This window comes from Aquiflexum sp. (assembly GCF_977115555.1).
In genome coordinates this window covers 1-15,734 of the sequence record NZ_CDSBKL010000061.1, presented here as the reverse complement: position 1 = coordinate 15,734, position 15,734 = coordinate 1, and the positions used below count along the sequence as shown (strand labels likewise).

The window sequence follows — 15,734 nt, the reverse complement described above, 5'->3', positions numbered from 1 at the left end:
CGCCATCCAAGGCCTCCACTTCCAATCCCGTATCATCTGCAAAGCAATCCACTCCATAATGATCCTTGACATACCTTGCTTTTTGGAAGGCATTGTGATCCAAGGTATTTCCTGTTTCGGGTAGCTCTTCCAGACAGCCGATTTCTTCCAAGGAGACAATGGTAAATTCCACTCCTAGGGCAGATTTGACCTCCTCTATTTTCTTTTTGTTATTGGTGGCAAAGCAAATTTTCATAGACCAAAATTAAAGAGAATATTTTTAGGTTTTTGGGTTGGAAGTCAGAAGGTGGAAGTTTTGGATAAAATAGAATTGAACTTTATTCTCCCGCTGATTTCGAAGATTTTCGCAGAAAAAAATTGAACTGTTACGATTTAAGGCTTGTGGAGAATAAGTTCTGCACACATCTGAGTTGTCTGCGGGACTTTTTTTAATCATAGAATAAAAAATCTCCTTCTGATTTCGCAGACCTTCGCTTAATAACTTATACTTTTAAAAAAAATAGAAATCATGAAAAAAATAACCATCTATTGCGGTTCCAACAAAGGTAAAAATCCTGTTTATGAAAAGGGGGCAAAAGCTTTGGCTTCGGAAATGGTAAAAAGAAGCATGGCTTTGGTATATGGCGCGGGTAATGTAGGGCTGATGGGAGTCATCGCAGATGCCATGCTGGAAGCAGGGATGGAAGTTTTTGGCATCATTCCCCAAAAACTGGTAGACATTGAAGTGGCGCACAGAGGATTGACCGAACTGACAGTTGTCGAGACCATGCGAGACAGAAAGTGGCTGATGGCCGAAAAAGGGGACGGTTTTATCGCTATGCCCGGAGGCATTGGGACTTTTGAGGAGCTGTTTGAGATCATGACCCTGAACCAATTGGCATACATCAGCAAGCCTTTGGCACTTTACAATGTCAATGGGTATTACGATGGGTTGATCACTTTTCTAAATCATTCAGCAAAAGAAGGATTCCTCCATCAGGCACAATTGGATTTGTTGATAGTCAGCAGCGATCCGGTGGAATTATTGGATAAAATGACTTCATTCCAACCAAAGTATATCGAAAAGTGGGAGGTGAAGTAGGGGCTAACTCTTGTTTTATGGAAATTCCTAAAAATAGTATTCAGTTTACAGTTTTCAGTCTCCGAAAATACCTCAACAGTATTTATCCACCAAAGCCATCAACTTTTCGAGGTAAATAGCATCATTTTGGTCAAAATCATCCAATAGGTCGCTGTCAACATCCAAGACAATCCAAACTTTCCCTTCCTTAAATCCCGGAACCACGATCTCAGACTTGGAAGCAGAACTACAGGCAATATGTCCGGGAAACGCATCTACGTCAGGTACCAATTGGGTTTTGCCCTCTTTCCAGGCTGACCCACAAACTCCCTTGCCAAAGGCAATCCGGGTACAGGCCAAAGGACCCTGAAACGGTCCCAAGACCAATTGCTCCTCCTTGACGATATAGAATCCCACCCAAAAAAATCCAAAAGCTTCTCTCAAGACGGCTGCGACATTGGCAAGATTTGCATAACTATCTGTTTCAGAGGAAATCAAAGCCTCGATCTGCGGAAGGATTGCCTCGTACTTTTCGGCTTTGGTAGCAGCTTCGGGTAGGTATAGTGATTCTGACATAATTTTATAAGGTTTTTTAATAGCTAAAAGACAAAAGAATTGTTGAAAGCAAAGGGTTAATCTTTAATCCTAACCACCAACCTATCCCCCATGATTTCAGATTCAGCAAGCACCTTACCTTTGATCAATGGGGCAGGAATGCCTTTCCCAAACTGGATCTGTCCTGTAAAAACCCGTGCTTCGTCCCAAAGTTCCTTTTCAATGAAACTTTTCAGAACCTTTGCCCCGCCTTCCACGATCAGGCTTTGGATTTTCCTTTGGTACAGGTCTTCCAAAATTTCCTCAACTCCAAATCCATCTGTCAATTTTACCCATTCTAGGTTTTCGGATTTTTCGGATCTAACCTGATTGTAACAAAGGGTATGCTGGGAGCGGTCAAACAAATATAAACCTTCATCCAAAGACAAATTCCTGTCCAAAACGATTCGGACAGGGTTTCTTCCTTCCCAATCTCTGACATTCAACTTCGGGTTGTCATATTTGGCAGTGGATGTCCCGACTAGGATTGCATCTTCTTCCGACCTCCACTTATGGACTATCTGTCGGCTGTATGAATTACTGATCCATTTGGAATCGAAGTTCTCCCTTGCTACAAAACCATCCCAGGTCTGTGCCCATTTGAGGATGACATAGGGTCTTTCCTTTTCCATGAAAGTAAAAAACCGCTTGTTCTGTTCTCTTACTTCTTTCTCCAAAATCCCAGAAATGACCTCAATTCCTGCATCCTTTAAAATCTGAATTCCCTTTCCACCTACCAAAGGATTGCTGTCAACTGCCCCGATGACCACTTTCTTTACTTTTTTGTCTACCAAAAGATTGGCGCAAGGAGGCGTTTTTCCCCAATGGGCACAGGGCTCAAGGGATACGTAAACAGTGGATTCTGATAATAAAGAAGGATCTTCGACAGCTTGGATGGCATTAGGTTCGGCATGTGGTCCTCCATAAACCTGATGGTATCCTTCGCCAATGATTTTGTTTTGGTGAACAATGACACAGCCGACCATAGGATTGGGGCTGACATAGCCGCTTCCCAATTCCGCCAATTCTATGGCTCTCCTCATATACAATTCATCCTGATTCATCGGATTTAAGGTTTGGGCCGGAGGGTGATGGTATTCAATTGGGTGTTCATCCTCATTTCAACAGTAACATTGGGAATAGTCTCTGTTTGATATCTTGTGTTGAACGGAATGATGGAAACAGTATGGTTACCTAAAATCCCTCGTAATTTGAATTTGCCGGTAGAAAGGTCTATCGCTGTAGAGGAAACAGTGTCCTTTCCTTGGATGGCATAGACGACGGCATTTTCCCTAGTAGGAAGGATTGTTCCCGATATTTCACCTGTGTCAGCTCTGCTAAAGGACCGAAGTTTTGGCTTTAGGACAAATCCATTTTCCGCACCGCCCTGGGACGTGATGGACCTGAATACCTCAAAATCTATGAATAAATCATAGGATATGCCAGGATCCAAAGTGTAGTTCACTGTCAAAGAAGGAGTTTGCGCTTCGGAGTTTTCAAATACCAAAGGAAACCTTTCTCCATCAATGACGACATAATTGTCTTTCCCCAATCTCAAAGTCAGTTCAGTAACAGCTCCGACCAAAAACTCACCCCTTCCCACCAAAAACTGCCTGTCCAAGATTAAACTGGAAAGGTTGACTTGTTGGTTGTTTTGGATATTTTCCAAAAAAACCGGGTTGGCATTGTCCTGACCTCTCGTTCCTGTCGTCTTTACCTCCACTCCCAATATCTCCACCCAGACTTCGTCAAAATCTCCTGGAGCATCGATCACAAAGACATTGACCAAAGCAGTGCTTCTTTCTCCTTCTGTGGTACAGGAACTTAAGCATGCCGAAATAAGAATTAGACTGAGTATATATTTCATCACAGGGTAAAATTAGTATTTTTGGACATGATGCAATGGGAAAAGTTATTGAGTTCGGATAGGTTTGATTCTTCGAAAAAAGAAAATGCCGGTCCAGAATCTTTCAGGAGTGAATTTGAGATTGATTATGACAGGATCATTTTTTCAGCTCCCTTTCGAAACCTTCAAGATAAAACCCAGGTTTTTCCCTTACCGGAAAACGATTTTGTGCATACAAGGTTGACACATAGCCTTGAGGTATCGAGTGTAGGCAGGTCATTGGGAAAGTCAGCCGGAGAATACTTGGTCAGAAAATACCCAAACCTTGCCGAAAAAGGCATCCATTCCTCTGATTTTGGCGCCATCGTGGCCGCTGCTGCTTTGGCACATGATATCGGAAATCCTCCTTTTGGACATGCGGGTGAGGAAGCCATCTCTGATTTTTTCAAACACCATCCTTATGGATTCATCTGGCAAACCCATGTCAAACCTCATGAATGGACTGACCTGACCAATTTTGAGGGAAATGCTCAAGGATTCAGGATGCTGGTATCCAAAGACAACGGATTGAAACTTTCATATGCGACTTTGGCAGCATTTACAAAATATCCAAGACCTTCCCATATTTTCAAAAGAGACCATAACCGTCGAAGCCAGAAGAAATTCGGTTTCTTCACTGACCAGGAAAATGATTACAAACAGCTGGCTTCTGAATTGGGATTGGCCAAAATAAATGCTGAATGTTGGTTGAGGCATCCTTTGGCGTTTTTGGTGGAAGCCGCCGATGACATCTGCTACAGCATCATTGACCTGGAAGACGGCTGTACGATGGGTTTGGTGACTATTGAACAAACCATTTCCCTCCTAGCTGAGATTTTGGGGGATAAATTCAAACCTGAAAAATTGGAGAAATACAAAACCGAATCTCAAAAATTGGCGATTCTCCGTGCAATGACAATCAATAGTCTTATTTCCGAAGCAGTCGAAGCATTTTGTGCTAATGAAGAAGCCATCCTAAGCGGTGACTTTGATCAAGCAATTACAGATGTAATTCCTTCTTCAAAGGCCTTGGAAAAAATCTCCCACCTTTCTGTCAAAAAAATCTACAGATCAAAACCCGTTTTGGAAAAAGAAGCTGCAGGATTTCAGGTTTTGGAGGGATTGTTGGAAGTATTTTCCAAAGCCCTCAACCATAAATTTTACCAGACCGAGCTTTATTCAGGCAAAGACAAAAGCATCCTAAGGTTGTTGCCGGAAGATTTCCCGTTGGAAGGATGGGAAATAAAAGTAAATCCCTACCCCTTATTGAGGTCTTTGGTAGATTTTATTTCAGGAATGACTGACCGGTATGCCCTTTCCTTGTACAGAAGGGTAAAAGGCATCTCACTTCCCGGAACCTGATTCCAGGTAGTCAAATTCTATTCTTCTAAACTCCGAATTGCCTGAGGTGGTGGTCAACATGCCTCCATACAAATATTCCCCATTGCCGATGTGTCAAGGGCCCAAAAACCGGATGTGAAGCTTCCAAAGCATAATCTATTTTAGGGTATTTACTCAGGATGTGAATAAATTTTGACTTTTCCTCTTTAAAGGAAGCGTCCGGAGCATTTCCTGCAGTTTGAAATCTCTTTGGACCTTTGGCCAGCTTTGGGAATTCATTTCTGATATTGAAGAAAACAAACTTGAACATCAGTTGTCTGAATGTCGCACTTTTGTCAGATTTGGGAGCTTTGAGAATTCCCTGATGGGCCAAATTACAGTGGACAAGCATCTCGGTAGCGGTCATCAGACCCCAATTGGCTTTGATATCGGGATTCAATTTTTCTGTTCTGACAAGAAGTTCATTGACTGCTTGGGAGGAAAGGATCGTTTTGCTCATTCTTGATATGCTTTAATTTCCTGAATATCCGGGGATTCCTCCAGTTTCTTTTCCTCCAAATCATAATCCATCTGAAGACCAAGCCAAAATTTAGGACTTGTTCCAAAAAACTTGGAAAACCTTATGGCTGTATCTACTGAAATACTCCTTTTACCATGTATGATTTCACTCAATCTATTTTGGGGAATGAATATCGCCTTGGCCAGCTTGTAAGCTGTCAGTCCCATTGGCTCGAGAAATTCCACTTTCAAAACTTCTCCCGGATGTATATTATTCAATTTTTCCATACTCAAATTTTGCTTAATGGTAATCTACGATGTCCACTTCATTGGCGTGGCTACTATGCCATTGAAAGATAATTCTCCATTGATCATTTATTCTGATGCTATAAAATCCAACAAGGTTGCCGCTCAATTTTTCCAAATGATCTGCCGGCGGAATTCTCAAATCATTGATATTCGAAGCGTTATTGATCATTCTTAACTTTCGCCTTGCCGTATTTTGGATTTCAAATGGAAGCTTTTTGGAAACTTCTCCCTGCCAAATTTTTTCTGTTTCCCTGCTGCCAAATGAGTTGATCATTCAAAAATAAGTTTACTTACGTCAAACATAAGTAATTGGTTTAATTTTCACAAACCTTCATTTAATAAAATTTGTCCTGATGATCATTTTCTCAAAGTATTCCTTCTTAACCCCAAAATCTCTTAACTTTGTGCCTGCTTTTGAAAGGGTTAGTTAATCAGCCCTTTTGATATAGACATTTCCGCCCAGGCACAAAGACTAAATATGGAGTTCTGGATGGAAAAAAATAAAACCCCAAGGAATACCGTGAAAAAATACCAGGAGTTCAGACAAGTTGATTATCCCAAGATAGGAGTAGATATCCTCCAATTCTGGAAAGAGAATGACATTTTTAAAAAATCTGTGGACAACAGAGAGGGTTTCGAAACCTTCACTTTTTTTGAAGGACCTCCTTCCGCCAACGGTACGCCGGGAATCCACCATGTGATGGCAAGGACCCTGAAAGATATTTTCTGCCGGTACAAAACCCTGAAAGGATTTCAGGTAAAAAGAAAAGGCGGTTGGGATACACACGGACTTCCTGTGGAATTGCAGGTTGAAAAAGAACTCGGCATCACCAAAGAGGATATCGGAAAAAAAATCTCCGTCGAAGAATACAACCAAAAATGTCGTGAGACGGTCATGCGTTTCAAACACGAATGGGATGACCTTACCGAGAAAATCGGCTATTGGGTGGATTTGGATGATCCTTACATCACCTTTGAACCAAAATACATTGAAAGTCTTTGGAGCCTTTTGAGGAAGTTGTATGACAAAGGCTTGCTTTATAAAGGATATACGATTCAGCCATTTTCTCCTGCGGCAGGTACAGGTCTGAGTTCGCACGAACTCAATCAGCCCGGTACGTACAAGGACGTCAAAGACACTTCCATCACGGCACAGTTCAAAGTCAAAGGACAGGACAATACCTACATCCTTGCCTGGACGACCACGCCTTGGACCTTGCCTTCCAACTCGGCTTTGGCCATCGGCGAAAAACTCGACTATGTCAAAGTCAGGACTTTCAATCCTTACACCTTTGAAGCTGTAAATGTTATTTTGGCAAAAGCCAGAATGGGAGCATACTTCAATCCAAAGGCACAGGAAATCGCTATGGCAGATTTCAAAGCCGGCGACAAGTTGATCCCCTATGAAATTCTGCAGGAATACAAGGGCAAAGACCTTTTGGGATGGGAATATGAGCAGCTATTCCCGATCGCAGAACTGGCATTGCCTCAACCGGCTTTTACAGTCGTGGCAGGGGATTATGTGACGACAGAGGACGGAACAGGAATCGTGCATTTGGCAAAAGCATTCGGTGCGGACGATTTCAGGACTTTGGTACAGCAAAATGTACCGGGAGTTTTTGTCAAAGACGACTTGGGAAATGAAATTCCTGTCGTGGACAGGCAAGGAAAATTCCTTCCTGTAGTAGGTGAATACCTTGCCTCCAAAATGAAAGAACATGGCATCAGCGCCCACAAGGAATTGGGAGCAAATGATTTTTATGTCAAAAATTACCTCGAAGACGATGAGAGCAACAAGGAGTATAAAAACACCGATGTGATCATCTCCATCATTTTGAAGAATGAAAACAAGGCTTTCAAAGTAGAAAAATATGAACACACCTACCCACATTGCTGGAGGACGGACAAGCCGATCTTGTATTATCCATTGGAAAGCTGGTTTATAAAAACCACAGCTTACAAGGACAGGTTGGTAGAACTGAACAAAACCATCAATTGGAAACCTGAAGCGACCGGTACAGGCCGATTTGGTAACTGGCTGGAAAATCTGGTGGATTGGAACCTAAGCCGCTCCAGATTTTGGGGTACGCCGCTTCCGATCTGGAGAACAGCAGATGGAACCGAAGAGAAGTGTATCGGTTCGATCGCCGAACTGAATGAAGAAATGGCAAAGTCTATTTCTAAAGGATATATGGCAGCTTCTCCTTTTGAAGGAAAAGAAATTGACCTCCACCGTCCTTATGTGGATGATGTGGTGTTGGTGTCTGCGAAAGGTGAAAAAATGTTCCGTGAACCGGATTTGATAGATGTTTGGTTTGATTCCGGGGCAATGCCTTATGCACAGTGGCATTATCCTTTTGAAAATGAGGATATCTTCAAAGCCAATTATCCTGCAGATTACATTGCCGAAGGCGTGGATCAGACAAGGGGTTGGTTCTTTACTTTGCATGCCATTGCCGGGATGCTTTTCGATTCCGTGGCTTTCAAAAATGTCATTGCCAATGGTTTGGTCTTGGACAAAAACGGCAACAAAATGTCCAAGCGATTGGGCAATGCCGTGGATCCTTTCAAAACCCTGAATGAATATGGACCGGATGCGCTCAGGTGGTACATGCTGAGCAATGCCAATCCATGGGACAACCTCAAGTTCAACCTTGAGGGCGTAGCAGAAGTACAGAGAAGGTTTTTTGGAACACTCCAAAACACCTACAATTTCTTTGCGCTGTATGCCAACTTAGACCATTTTGTCTATGATCCTGCCAAAAAAGTACCTGTACTCGAAAGAGCGGAACTTGACCAATGGATCATCTCCAAATTACAATCCCTGATCTCCGAAACAGAGGCTGCCATGGACAATTACGATGCCACCAAGGCAACCCGTGCGATCATGAACTTCACCGTCGATCAGCTTTCAAACTGGTATGTAAGATTGGCTAGGAAAAGATTCTGGAGAGGAGAAATCAACAAAGACAAGCAGGCAGCTTATGAGACATTGTATGAATGTCTGTCAACTCTAAGCCAATTGATGTCTTCCTTTGCTCCTTTTTATGCAGATTGGTTGTACCAAAACCTCACAGAAAGCAGCAGGGAAGCGGGACAGGATTTGCCAGAATCTGTACACTTGGGTGATTGGAATTCTGCCGATCCGAAATTGATCAAAGAAGACCTGGAAGCAAGCATGCAGTTGGCGCAGGATATTTCTTCTTTGGTCCATTCATTAAGGAAAAAGGAAAAACTCAAAGTACGTCAGCCTTTGCAGAAAGTCCTCATCCCGGTCTTGAGCGAAAAAATAAAAGAGCAGATCCAGCATGTCGATGACCTGATCAAATCCGAGGTCAATATCAAGCACATAGAATACATAGATGATACTTCCGGTATTTTGGTAAAATCCGTCAAGCCAAACTTTGCCCTTTTGGGGAAGCGGTTTGGACCGAAACTGAAGCAGGTATCCGCAGCGATCAATGCATGGGGAAAAGAAGAAATTTCAGCCATTGAAAAAAACGGTTCATTTGACATCACCTTGGATGGGGAAACGGTTACTTTGACCTTGGAAGATGTATTGATCTCCTCGCAGGATATCCCGGGATGGTCTGTCGCCTCAGATTACGGGGTGACTGTGGCATTGGATGTTACTTTGACGGAGGAGTTGAAGCAAGAGGGAATAGCGCGTGACCTGGTCAACAGAATCCAAAATCTCCGCAAGGACATGGGTCTGGAAGTGCAGGACAAAATAACCATCAAAGTGTCCAAACATGACGACCTAGTCAACAGTGCTTTGGAAAATTTTGCTTCCTATATCCAAACCGAAACACAGGCGCTGTCGTTGGATGTGAACGGTTCGGTGACTGAAGGAACCGTTCTTGATATGGATGATTTTGAATTGACAGTCAAGGTTGAGAAAGTGTAAAAGGAAATTAACACGCCACAGATAGGGGAGTTTCTACAAAAAATCCTTAAATCTGTGGCTTTATAATGCTATCGATGAAGTATTTGAAATATTTTGGAATCGCCTTGTTGGTGATAATTATAGATCAGTCGGTCAAAATGCTCGTCCATTATGAGATGGATTTTGGCACACCGGGTCAGATTAAAGTATTTGGCGATTGGTTTAAACTGCATTACACCACCAACCCGGGGATGGCTTTCGGGATGGAGTTAGGGTCAGAATACGGAAAGTTGCTACTGACTTCCTTCAGGTTGATAGCCATGTTTGGTATTGGATACTACTTGTTTTATATCATAAAAAAGAATTTGCACCCTGCTTATATTGTCTGTATCTCCATGATTTTGGGAGGAGCAATCGGGAATCTGGTAGACAGTGTGTTTTATGGTGTATGGCTTAACAATGCCCCTTATAATGCCCCCACACCATGGCTACACGGTCAGGTGATTGACATGTTTTACATTGACATTTGGGAAGGGTATATACCCGAATGGGTACCACTTTGGGGCGGCAGTTATACAGCCTTGTGGCCGATTTTCAATATCGCCGATGCCTCGATATTTGTGGGAGTCACCATCATTCTGATCTTCCAAGGGAGGTTTTTCAAAGAAGAACTGGTCCAAAAGAAGGAAGAAGAGGTCGATGAAATCCAAAAACAGTTTATAGAAGGAGAAGAAAATACCTAAACCAATCCCTTCGGATTAAAATTCCGAAGGGATTTTTTTTAAGCCGCCCAAAAAAATACTAAATTGACGTACATTTACGTTTATCTTTTCAATTATGGGACGGTTATCAATTGTTTTTCTTGCATTCATTATTTTTTCCTGCATCAGGGACAACAATCCATCAATTACCGAAGAAGTGGTAGAGACACCTCCTGTTGAAAAACAGCGGGGAATTTGTGATTTTGACCTTTCGGATAAAGAAGGGGAGTTCACCTTTTTGAGGACTTGGGAATTTGCGGGATTTCAAAACATTAAAAATGGGCAATTGGACAACCTTACCTGTATGGCAAGAGTAGCTGACTTTGCATTGAATGGGGAGGATTGGGATAATCTTTATAAAGTCACCTTAACATTCACTGAAACAAAATCGAAATTTGAGGGCTGTCAATCTGATTTCGCATTTGAAGCCATCAGTTTCGGAACAAAATTTACCGGTTGTTATATTGAAAATCAAGGAAACATTTCTTTTCATTTTCCTGAAAATGGAATTGAAATTCTTCCAAATCCTGCCGGAAATACAATGCCAATTGCAGAATTTGATTATGATTATAAAACTTACCTTCAGGAAGCAAAAGTATATCAGATCGAAAAGAACAAACTTTACATTTACGGAAAGGCCGGAGATTACAGGATGACTTTTGTTGCCTTGGACTAATCAGATGAAAAAATCAATGAAACTTCGCTTAATTCCAAAGCAGTTTAAATCAATCCATTTTTAGGTAGGCGTTGATAGTATACCACTTATTTTGAACTTTGATTTAACTGATCTTTTTAACCTCTCTTCGCTATTTATTATCTAAATTTAGGTAATAAATAAAGCTATGGCTGACCTGCCCTTTTTTCAGAATCCTGACCAAAAAATCAATCTCACCCAAAAAGTTTTTGATTGGAATGATCGGATTTTGAAGGTTCTAAGTTTTTTGGCTTTTGGAGTTTTGGTTTATGATATAGGTTATAACAAAGTAGTCCAAAACAATCATTTAGCAGTTTTATATAATATCTTGCTGATCGCCCTATCCATTGGATATACCATCAGGCTATTTTCAAAATCAGAAAAATACAGGAGGCCAAGATTCATTATTGAAATCTTTATCATCCTATTTTTACTAGCGACAGCGGTATTTAACCTTATCGACTTTCAGATAGGTAAAGACATTAGGATTGCCAACTTACAGATCAAGTCATTTTTAGTCAACCTAATAATTTTCGTTCTTTTTCTGATCGAATTGAGCAGACTGAGTTTGGCCATCAATAAGCTCAAAGTACATCCTGCTGTGGTTTTCATTCTTAGTTTTATCTTTGTAATCCTCATTGGAACGGGGATGTTGATGCTTCCCAATGCGACTACCGGTGGAATTACCTTGGTAGATGCTTTTTTTACCTCTACTTCGGCAGTCTGTGTGACAGGTTTGATCGTATTGGATACTTCGAAGGATTTTACCTTTATGGGTCAGTTCATCATCATGATTCTCTTTCAGGTTGGGGGATTGGGAATAATGACTTTTACAAGCTTTTTTGGATTCTTCTTCAAAGGAAGTTATTCGCTCCAAAACCAGCTTTTTCTAAAAGATTATATCAACGAAGATAATATTGGCCGAATCAATTCTACTTTGGTCAAAATCATTGTTTTTACCCTTGTGATAGAAGGATTGGCGGCCTTTCTGATATATTCTTTGATAGACAAAGGTCTGTTTGAAGGAGTCGGAGACAGGTTGTTTTTTTCCATTTTCCACTCAATTTCCGGATTCTGCAATGCAGGATTTTCTACCCTTCAGAATGGATTGTACGAATCGGGATTCAGGCTTGAATACAATGTCCACTTGGTCATTGCCTTGAGTATAATCATCGGAGGAATCGGCTTTCCTGTAGTGGTGGGCTATTTCAATTACCTCAGGCATGTATTCATAGGAACATGGAAAATGATTTTCAAAAGAACTGAGTATATACATGTTCCAAGAGTAGTCAATATCAATATCAGATTGATTGTACTAACCACCTTCATTTTGTTGGTCATTGGGTTTATTTCTTTTTACTATTTCGAATCTGAAAATACCCTCAAAGGACTTACAGGATATGGGAAATTTGTTACAGCCTTTTTTGGTTCGGTGACTCCAAGGACTGCAGGTTTCAACACGGTAGACATGACTGCCATGGCTGTTCCCACTGTTTTGATTTACCTGATATTGATGTGGATCGGTGCTTCGCCAGGATCTACAGGAGGCGGGCTCAAGACCAGTACATTTGCTGTGGCTGTTCTAAATACCCTGAGTGTGGCCAAAGGAAAGGAAAGAGTGGAGGTATTCAGTAGGGAAATCGTCCAAGAAACCATTAAAAAGGCTTTTGCAGTGATTCAGCTTTCATTTCTAGTGATTGGATTGGGGGTTTTTTTGGTGATGATTTTCAATCCTGAGATGGCTATCCTTGATGTTGCATTTGAAATATTTTCCGCTTTTTCGACAGTAGGACTTAGCTTGGGCATTACCGCAAGCCTATCCACAGGCAGTAAGATTGTGGTGGCTTTGATTATGTTTTTGGGAAGAGTTGGCACATTGACTTTATTGGTAGCTATTGTGAAAAAAGCCCGAAGCCAGAATTATAAATATCCAGAAGAAAGTGTTTTTATAAGTTGATTTAAATCCTGTATTATGAAATATATCATCGTTGGTTTAGGAAATTTTGGGGGTCATTTAGCAACCCGATTGACCAATTTAGGTCATGAAGTCATAGGGATTGATACAAGAGAATCAAAAATTGAACTGCTAAAAGACAAGATTACCCATGTCATCATGATGGATGCCACGGATGCACAAGCCCTCAAAACACTCCCCTACAAAGATGTGGATGTGGTCATTGTCGCTATCGGAGAGGACTTTGGTGCATCTATCATGGTGACAGCTTTGTTTAAACAATTGAATGTCAAAAGGCTGATCAGCAGGTCTATCAATAAAGTGCATGAAACGGTCATCCATGCCATCGGTGTGGATGAGATCATCCATCCTGAGGAAGATTCTGCAGAGAGAATGGCAAAAAAACTGGAAATGAAAAATGTGCTGGACTCTCTGGATATTTCTGCTGATTATAACATCATTGAAGTGAAAACCCCTGTAAGGTATGTGGGATTGACTGTCGCTGAAACAGAGATCAGGCAAAATTACAAAATCAATATCCTCACCATCATCAAAATGGAGGAAAAAGCAAACATGTTTGGAAACAAAACGATGGTGAAAAAAGTCTTGGGGGTGGTTACCGGAAATACAAAAATCGAAGAAGGTGACATTCTTTTACTCTTTGGACATATCAAGGACCTAAGAACCGTCCTAAAAATGGATTAAAACTCCCTAGAACATCTCCCCACAGACTTTACAATAATTGGCATCAGCTTCATTGGGATGGAGGCAGGTTTTACAGTTTTTCTTCTTCCCATCTTCTTGGTCCCTTTTGACTTGGGTGAGCTCAGAAGTCACTATCCCCGTGGGTACTGCGATAATAGCATAACCTAGCAACATGATGACCGCGGATATAAACTTCCCCAATGCAGTCACTGGGGTAATATCTCCATAACCAACCGTAGTCAAGGTCACAATCGCCCAATACATGGCCATTGGAATACTGGTAAACCCACTCGATGGACCCTCTACAATATACATCAATGTCCCGGCGATCAACACAATGGTCAAAACAGAACCTACAAAAAGCTGGATTTTAGTCCTGCTGCTCCTCATGGCACTTTTCAATGATTCAGCTTCCTTGACATAGCGGCCAAGTTTCAAAATACGGACAACACGCAAAAGGCGCAATCCCCGGATCACCACCAAAAACTGTGTATTCAACAAGAACAGACTCAAGTAACTCGGGATGATGGCGAGCAAATCGACTATCCCATAAAAACTGGTGATGTACCCCCATTTTCTATTGCTCAGCCAAAGTCTCAGGAGATATTCCATAGTGAACAGTGCGGTAAATACCCATTCCAGGATAATGAGCAAATCGTGGTATTTCCTGCTGATGGATGGCTCCGAATCCAAGATGACCACTGTCACGCTTCCCAAAATCAGGAATAAAATAATCAGGTCAAAATTTCGCGAAGCCCGGTCATTGTGTTCGAATACGATATGCGCCAAGCGGGCTTTGGTAGGGAAAATTGCCATAGGATTTGGTTTATCCGAATTTAGGCTGATGGCATTAGAATTCCAAAAAATAAACCCCTTCAAGAGTTCAAAACCCTTGGAGACTTGGTTATCAATTTATTCCCATTCTTACAAAACCCAACTCATCATCCACATTTTCATACATCCAGATTTTGCCGTCTTTGACAAAATGCAATGATGGATATTTTGTCAACTCCTTGACAAAGGTCTCTCCCAAGACTTTGAAGTCCTTGTCCAGAATTGTGAGGAAAACCTTACTCTTTTGTTTTTCCTCTTCATCCTGAAGGTTTTCCTTAGGAAGACTTTCGTATGAAAACCGGTAAAAACGTTGGTTTTTACTGTCCCATATCGGATTCCTGAAATTGATCTCCTGATTGATTTCATTCATCGCATTGTTGAAATCCTTCTCTGATTCTACCTCTGTGACATATTTTCCGGTTTTTCCGCTTTTGGTAAGTTTGGTTTCATAATTCACCTGATACAGGGAATCCTTAGCCATGTCATAAACGGTGATTGTATTGAAAGCCGAATTGGAAATGATAAGCTTGCCTTCTACCTCGGTGATTCCTTGGTCAGGAGCAGAAATCATCACCATTTGGTCTGATTTGAGTGTGACAGAATAGTCCGCTAATTTTTCAAATCCTGGAAGTTTATGTTTCTTCAGGGTTTTGTTTAGGTAATCAACTTTAGCCAAATAGAAGTTTTTTCCTGTCCAGTTTCCTAAAATCCCATAGATGGTATTTCCATTATCGGAAATGATAGCCTGACGGGTAAAGCTTTCATATTCCTGAAGCGTATCTCCCTCAAACTTCTCTCCATTGAGTTTGAATGTTTTCAGTTTCTCTCCCTGAAAATTGAGCAATCCCATATCCTTAAAGTTAGCAAAGACGATCTCATTATTTCCCATAAGGGAAATCCATGAAATGTAATTTCCAACACCATTGGGACCTTCTTTTTCGAATTTGATTTTTTCCTCAAGTACCAACTGATCAAGATTGACTTTATCAAGTTCGGAGGCTTCCTGATTCCAATTGTATAAGTATTTGTGGTCCTTGCTGATGGCCGAAACCCACAGACCTCCGCCGAGATTGATAAAATCATCTCCGCTATCTACCATAACAGTATCAAAGGAAAAGGTGATGTTGCTGAAGTCTTCCGCTAATTTTTCCTCACTTTCTCCACCGCAGGAAAAGAGAATAAAGACTGACAATACATAAAACAGATTTTTCAT

Annotated in this window: 16 protein-coding genes; 7 read left to right on the top strand and 9 right to left on the bottom strand. The window is 41.3% G+C overall.

Features of this window, described 5'->3' with window-relative positions:
- The coding region (locus ACZFYI_RS06000; protein ID WP_462523213.1) for a non-canonical purine NTP pyrophosphatase at positions 1–235 on the bottom strand (235 nt) is incomplete at its 3' end.
- Positions 236–508: 273 nt separating this feature from the next.
- Between ACZFYI_RS06000 and ACZFYI_RS05995 the strand changes: the two genes are divergently transcribed.
- Entirely contained in the window at positions 509–1,081 is a 573-nt protein-coding gene (locus ACZFYI_RS05995; protein WP_462523212.1) for an LOG family protein, read from the top strand.
- Positions 1,082–1,153: 72 nt separating this feature from the next.
- Here ACZFYI_RS05995 and ACZFYI_RS05990 read toward each other — a convergent pair whose 3' ends face one another.
- The 3 genes from ACZFYI_RS05990 to ACZFYI_RS05980 are packed head-to-tail and all read right to left on the bottom strand — an operon-like array spanning position 1,154 to position 3,521.
- On the bottom strand, positions 1,154–1,636 hold the full coding sequence (locus tag ACZFYI_RS05990; RefSeq protein ID WP_462523211.1) for a GAF domain-containing protein: 483 nt from the start codon (positions 1,634–1,636) through the stop codon (positions 1,154–1,156).
- Positions 1,637–1,692: 56 nt separating this feature from the next.
- A complete protein-coding gene (ribD, locus tag ACZFYI_RS05985; protein WP_462523210.1) occupies positions 1,693–2,718 on the bottom strand; it encodes a bifunctional diaminohydroxyphosphoribosylaminopyrimidine deaminase/5-amino-6-(5-phosphoribosylamino)uracil reductase RibD in 1,026 nt (341 codons plus the stop codon).
- A gap of 5 nt (positions 2,719–2,723) precedes the next feature.
- Positions 2,724–3,521, bottom strand: coding sequence for a DUF4382 domain-containing protein (locus ACZFYI_RS05980; protein ID WP_462523209.1), 798 nt, complete (start codon positions 3,519–3,521; stop codon positions 2,724–2,726).
- Positions 3,522–3,548: 27 nt separating this feature from the next.
- Between ACZFYI_RS05980 and ACZFYI_RS05975 the strand changes: the two genes are divergently transcribed.
- Positions 3,549–4,901 (top strand): deoxyguanosinetriphosphate triphosphohydrolase, encoded by a 1,353-nt coding sequence (locus ACZFYI_RS05975; RefSeq protein WP_462523208.1) that lies wholly within the window; start codon positions 3,549–3,551, stop codon positions 4,899–4,901.
- Between the two features lie 25 nt (positions 4,902–4,926).
- On the opposite strand, the gene ACZFYI_RS05970 is transcribed toward ACZFYI_RS05975, so the two are convergent.
- Genes ACZFYI_RS05970 through ACZFYI_RS05960 form a run of 3 tightly spaced genes read right to left on the bottom strand, consistent with a single transcriptional unit; the run spans position 4,927 to position 5,961 of the window.
- Positions 4,927–5,379, bottom strand: coding sequence for a DUF1569 domain-containing protein (locus ACZFYI_RS05970; protein ID WP_462523207.1), 453 nt, complete (start codon positions 5,377–5,379; stop codon positions 4,927–4,929).
- Complete coding sequence (locus ACZFYI_RS05965; RefSeq protein ID WP_462523206.1) at positions 5,376–5,666, bottom strand: HigA family addiction module antitoxin; 291 nt, start codon at positions 5,664–5,666, stop codon at positions 5,376–5,378. Before ACZFYI_RS05965 ends, ACZFYI_RS05970 begins: the two co-directional genes overlap by 4 nt.
- A 13-nt stretch (positions 5,667–5,679) precedes the next feature.
- Positions 5,680–5,961, bottom strand: coding sequence for a type II toxin-antitoxin system RelE/ParE family toxin (locus ACZFYI_RS05960; protein ID WP_462523205.1), 282 nt, complete (start codon positions 5,959–5,961; stop codon positions 5,680–5,682).
- A 246-nt stretch (positions 5,962–6,207) separates the two neighbouring features.
- Between ACZFYI_RS05960 and ileS the strand changes: the two genes are divergently transcribed.
- The 5 genes from ileS (at position 6,208) to ACZFYI_RS05935 (ending at position 13,687) form a co-directional block, all read left to right on the top strand.
- Positions 6,208–9,594, top strand: a complete 3,387-nt coding sequence (gene ileS / locus ACZFYI_RS05955; RefSeq protein ID WP_462523214.1) for an isoleucine--tRNA ligase — start codon at positions 6,208–6,210, stop codon at positions 9,592–9,594.
- 74 nt (positions 9,595–9,668) lie between these two features.
- Entirely contained in the window at positions 9,669–10,316 is a 648-nt protein-coding gene (locus ACZFYI_RS05950; protein ID WP_462523204.1) for a lipoprotein signal peptidase, read from the top strand.
- Positions 10,317–10,410: 94 nt separating this feature from the next.
- A complete protein-coding gene (locus ACZFYI_RS05945; protein WP_462523203.1) occupies positions 10,411–11,010 on the top strand; it encodes a hypothetical protein in 600 nt (199 codons plus the stop codon).
- 166 nt (positions 11,011–11,176) lie between these two features.
- Positions 11,177–12,985: a TrkH family potassium uptake protein gene (locus ACZFYI_RS05940; protein WP_462523202.1), complete on the top strand. Its 1,809-nt coding sequence runs from the start codon at positions 11,177–11,179 to the stop codon at positions 12,983–12,985.
- Between the two features lie 15 nt (positions 12,986–13,000).
- On the top strand, positions 13,001–13,687 hold the full coding sequence (locus ACZFYI_RS05935) for a potassium channel family protein (RefSeq protein WP_462523201.1): 687 nt from the start codon (positions 13,001–13,003) through the stop codon (positions 13,685–13,687).
- Between the two features lie 6 nt (positions 13,688–13,693).
- On the opposite strand, the gene ACZFYI_RS05930 is transcribed toward ACZFYI_RS05935, so the two are convergent.
- Positions 13,694–14,503 (bottom strand): ion transporter, encoded by an 810-nt coding sequence (locus tag ACZFYI_RS05930; RefSeq protein ID WP_462523200.1) that lies wholly within the window; start codon positions 14,501–14,503, stop codon positions 13,694–13,696.
- A 91-nt stretch (positions 14,504–14,594) separates the two neighbouring features.
- A partial coding sequence (locus tag ACZFYI_RS05925) for a DUF4221 family protein (protein ID WP_462523199.1) occupies positions 14,595–15,734 on the bottom strand: 1,140 nt, incomplete at its 5' end.

Bases quoted from the DNA above. Each gene is read 5' to 3' on its own strand.
- ACZFYI_RS05975 (WP_462523208.1), top strand. From the start codon at position 3,549: ATGATGCAATGGGAAAAGTTATTGAGTTCGGATAGGTTTGATTCTTCG.
- ACZFYI_RS05940 (WP_462523202.1), top strand. From the start codon at position 11,177: ATGGCTGACCTGCCCTTTTTTCAGAATCCTGACCAAAAAATCAATCTC.
- ACZFYI_RS05930 (WP_462523200.1), bottom strand. From the start codon at position 14,503: ATGGCAATTTTCCCTACCAAAGCCCGCTTGGCGCATATCGTATTCGAA.
- ACZFYI_RS05950 (WP_462523204.1), top strand. From the start codon at position 9,669: ATGAAGTATTTGAAATATTTTGGAATCGCCTTGTTGGTGATAATTATA.
- ACZFYI_RS05995 (WP_462523212.1), top strand. From the start codon at position 509: ATGAAAAAAATAACCATCTATTGCGGTTCCAACAAAGGTAAAAATCCT.
- ACZFYI_RS05960 (WP_462523205.1), bottom strand. From the start codon at position 5,961: ATGATCAACTCATTTGGCAGCAGGGAAACAGAAAAAATTTGGCAGGGA.
- ribD (WP_462523210.1), bottom strand. From the start codon at position 2,718: ATGAATCAGGATGAATTGTATATGAGGAGAGCCATAGAATTGGCGGAA.
- ACZFYI_RS05970 (WP_462523207.1), bottom strand. From the start codon at position 5,379: ATGAGCAAAACGATCCTTTCCTCCCAAGCAGTCAATGAACTTCTTGTC.
- ACZFYI_RS05935 (WP_462523201.1), top strand. From the start codon at position 13,001: ATGAAATATATCATCGTTGGTTTAGGAAATTTTGGGGGTCATTTAGCA.
- ACZFYI_RS05980 (WP_462523209.1), bottom strand. From the start codon at position 3,521: ATGAAATATATACTCAGTCTAATTCTTATTTCGGCATGCTTAAGTTCC.
- ACZFYI_RS05990 (WP_462523211.1), bottom strand. From the start codon at position 1,636: ATGTCAGAATCACTATACCTACCCGAAGCTGCTACCAAAGCCGAAAAG.
- ACZFYI_RS05945 (WP_462523203.1), top strand. From the start codon at position 10,411: ATGGGACGGTTATCAATTGTTTTTCTTGCATTCATTATTTTTTCCTGC.
- ACZFYI_RS05965 (WP_462523206.1), bottom strand. From the start codon at position 5,666: ATGGAAAAATTGAATAATATACATCCGGGAGAAGTTTTGAAAGTGGAA.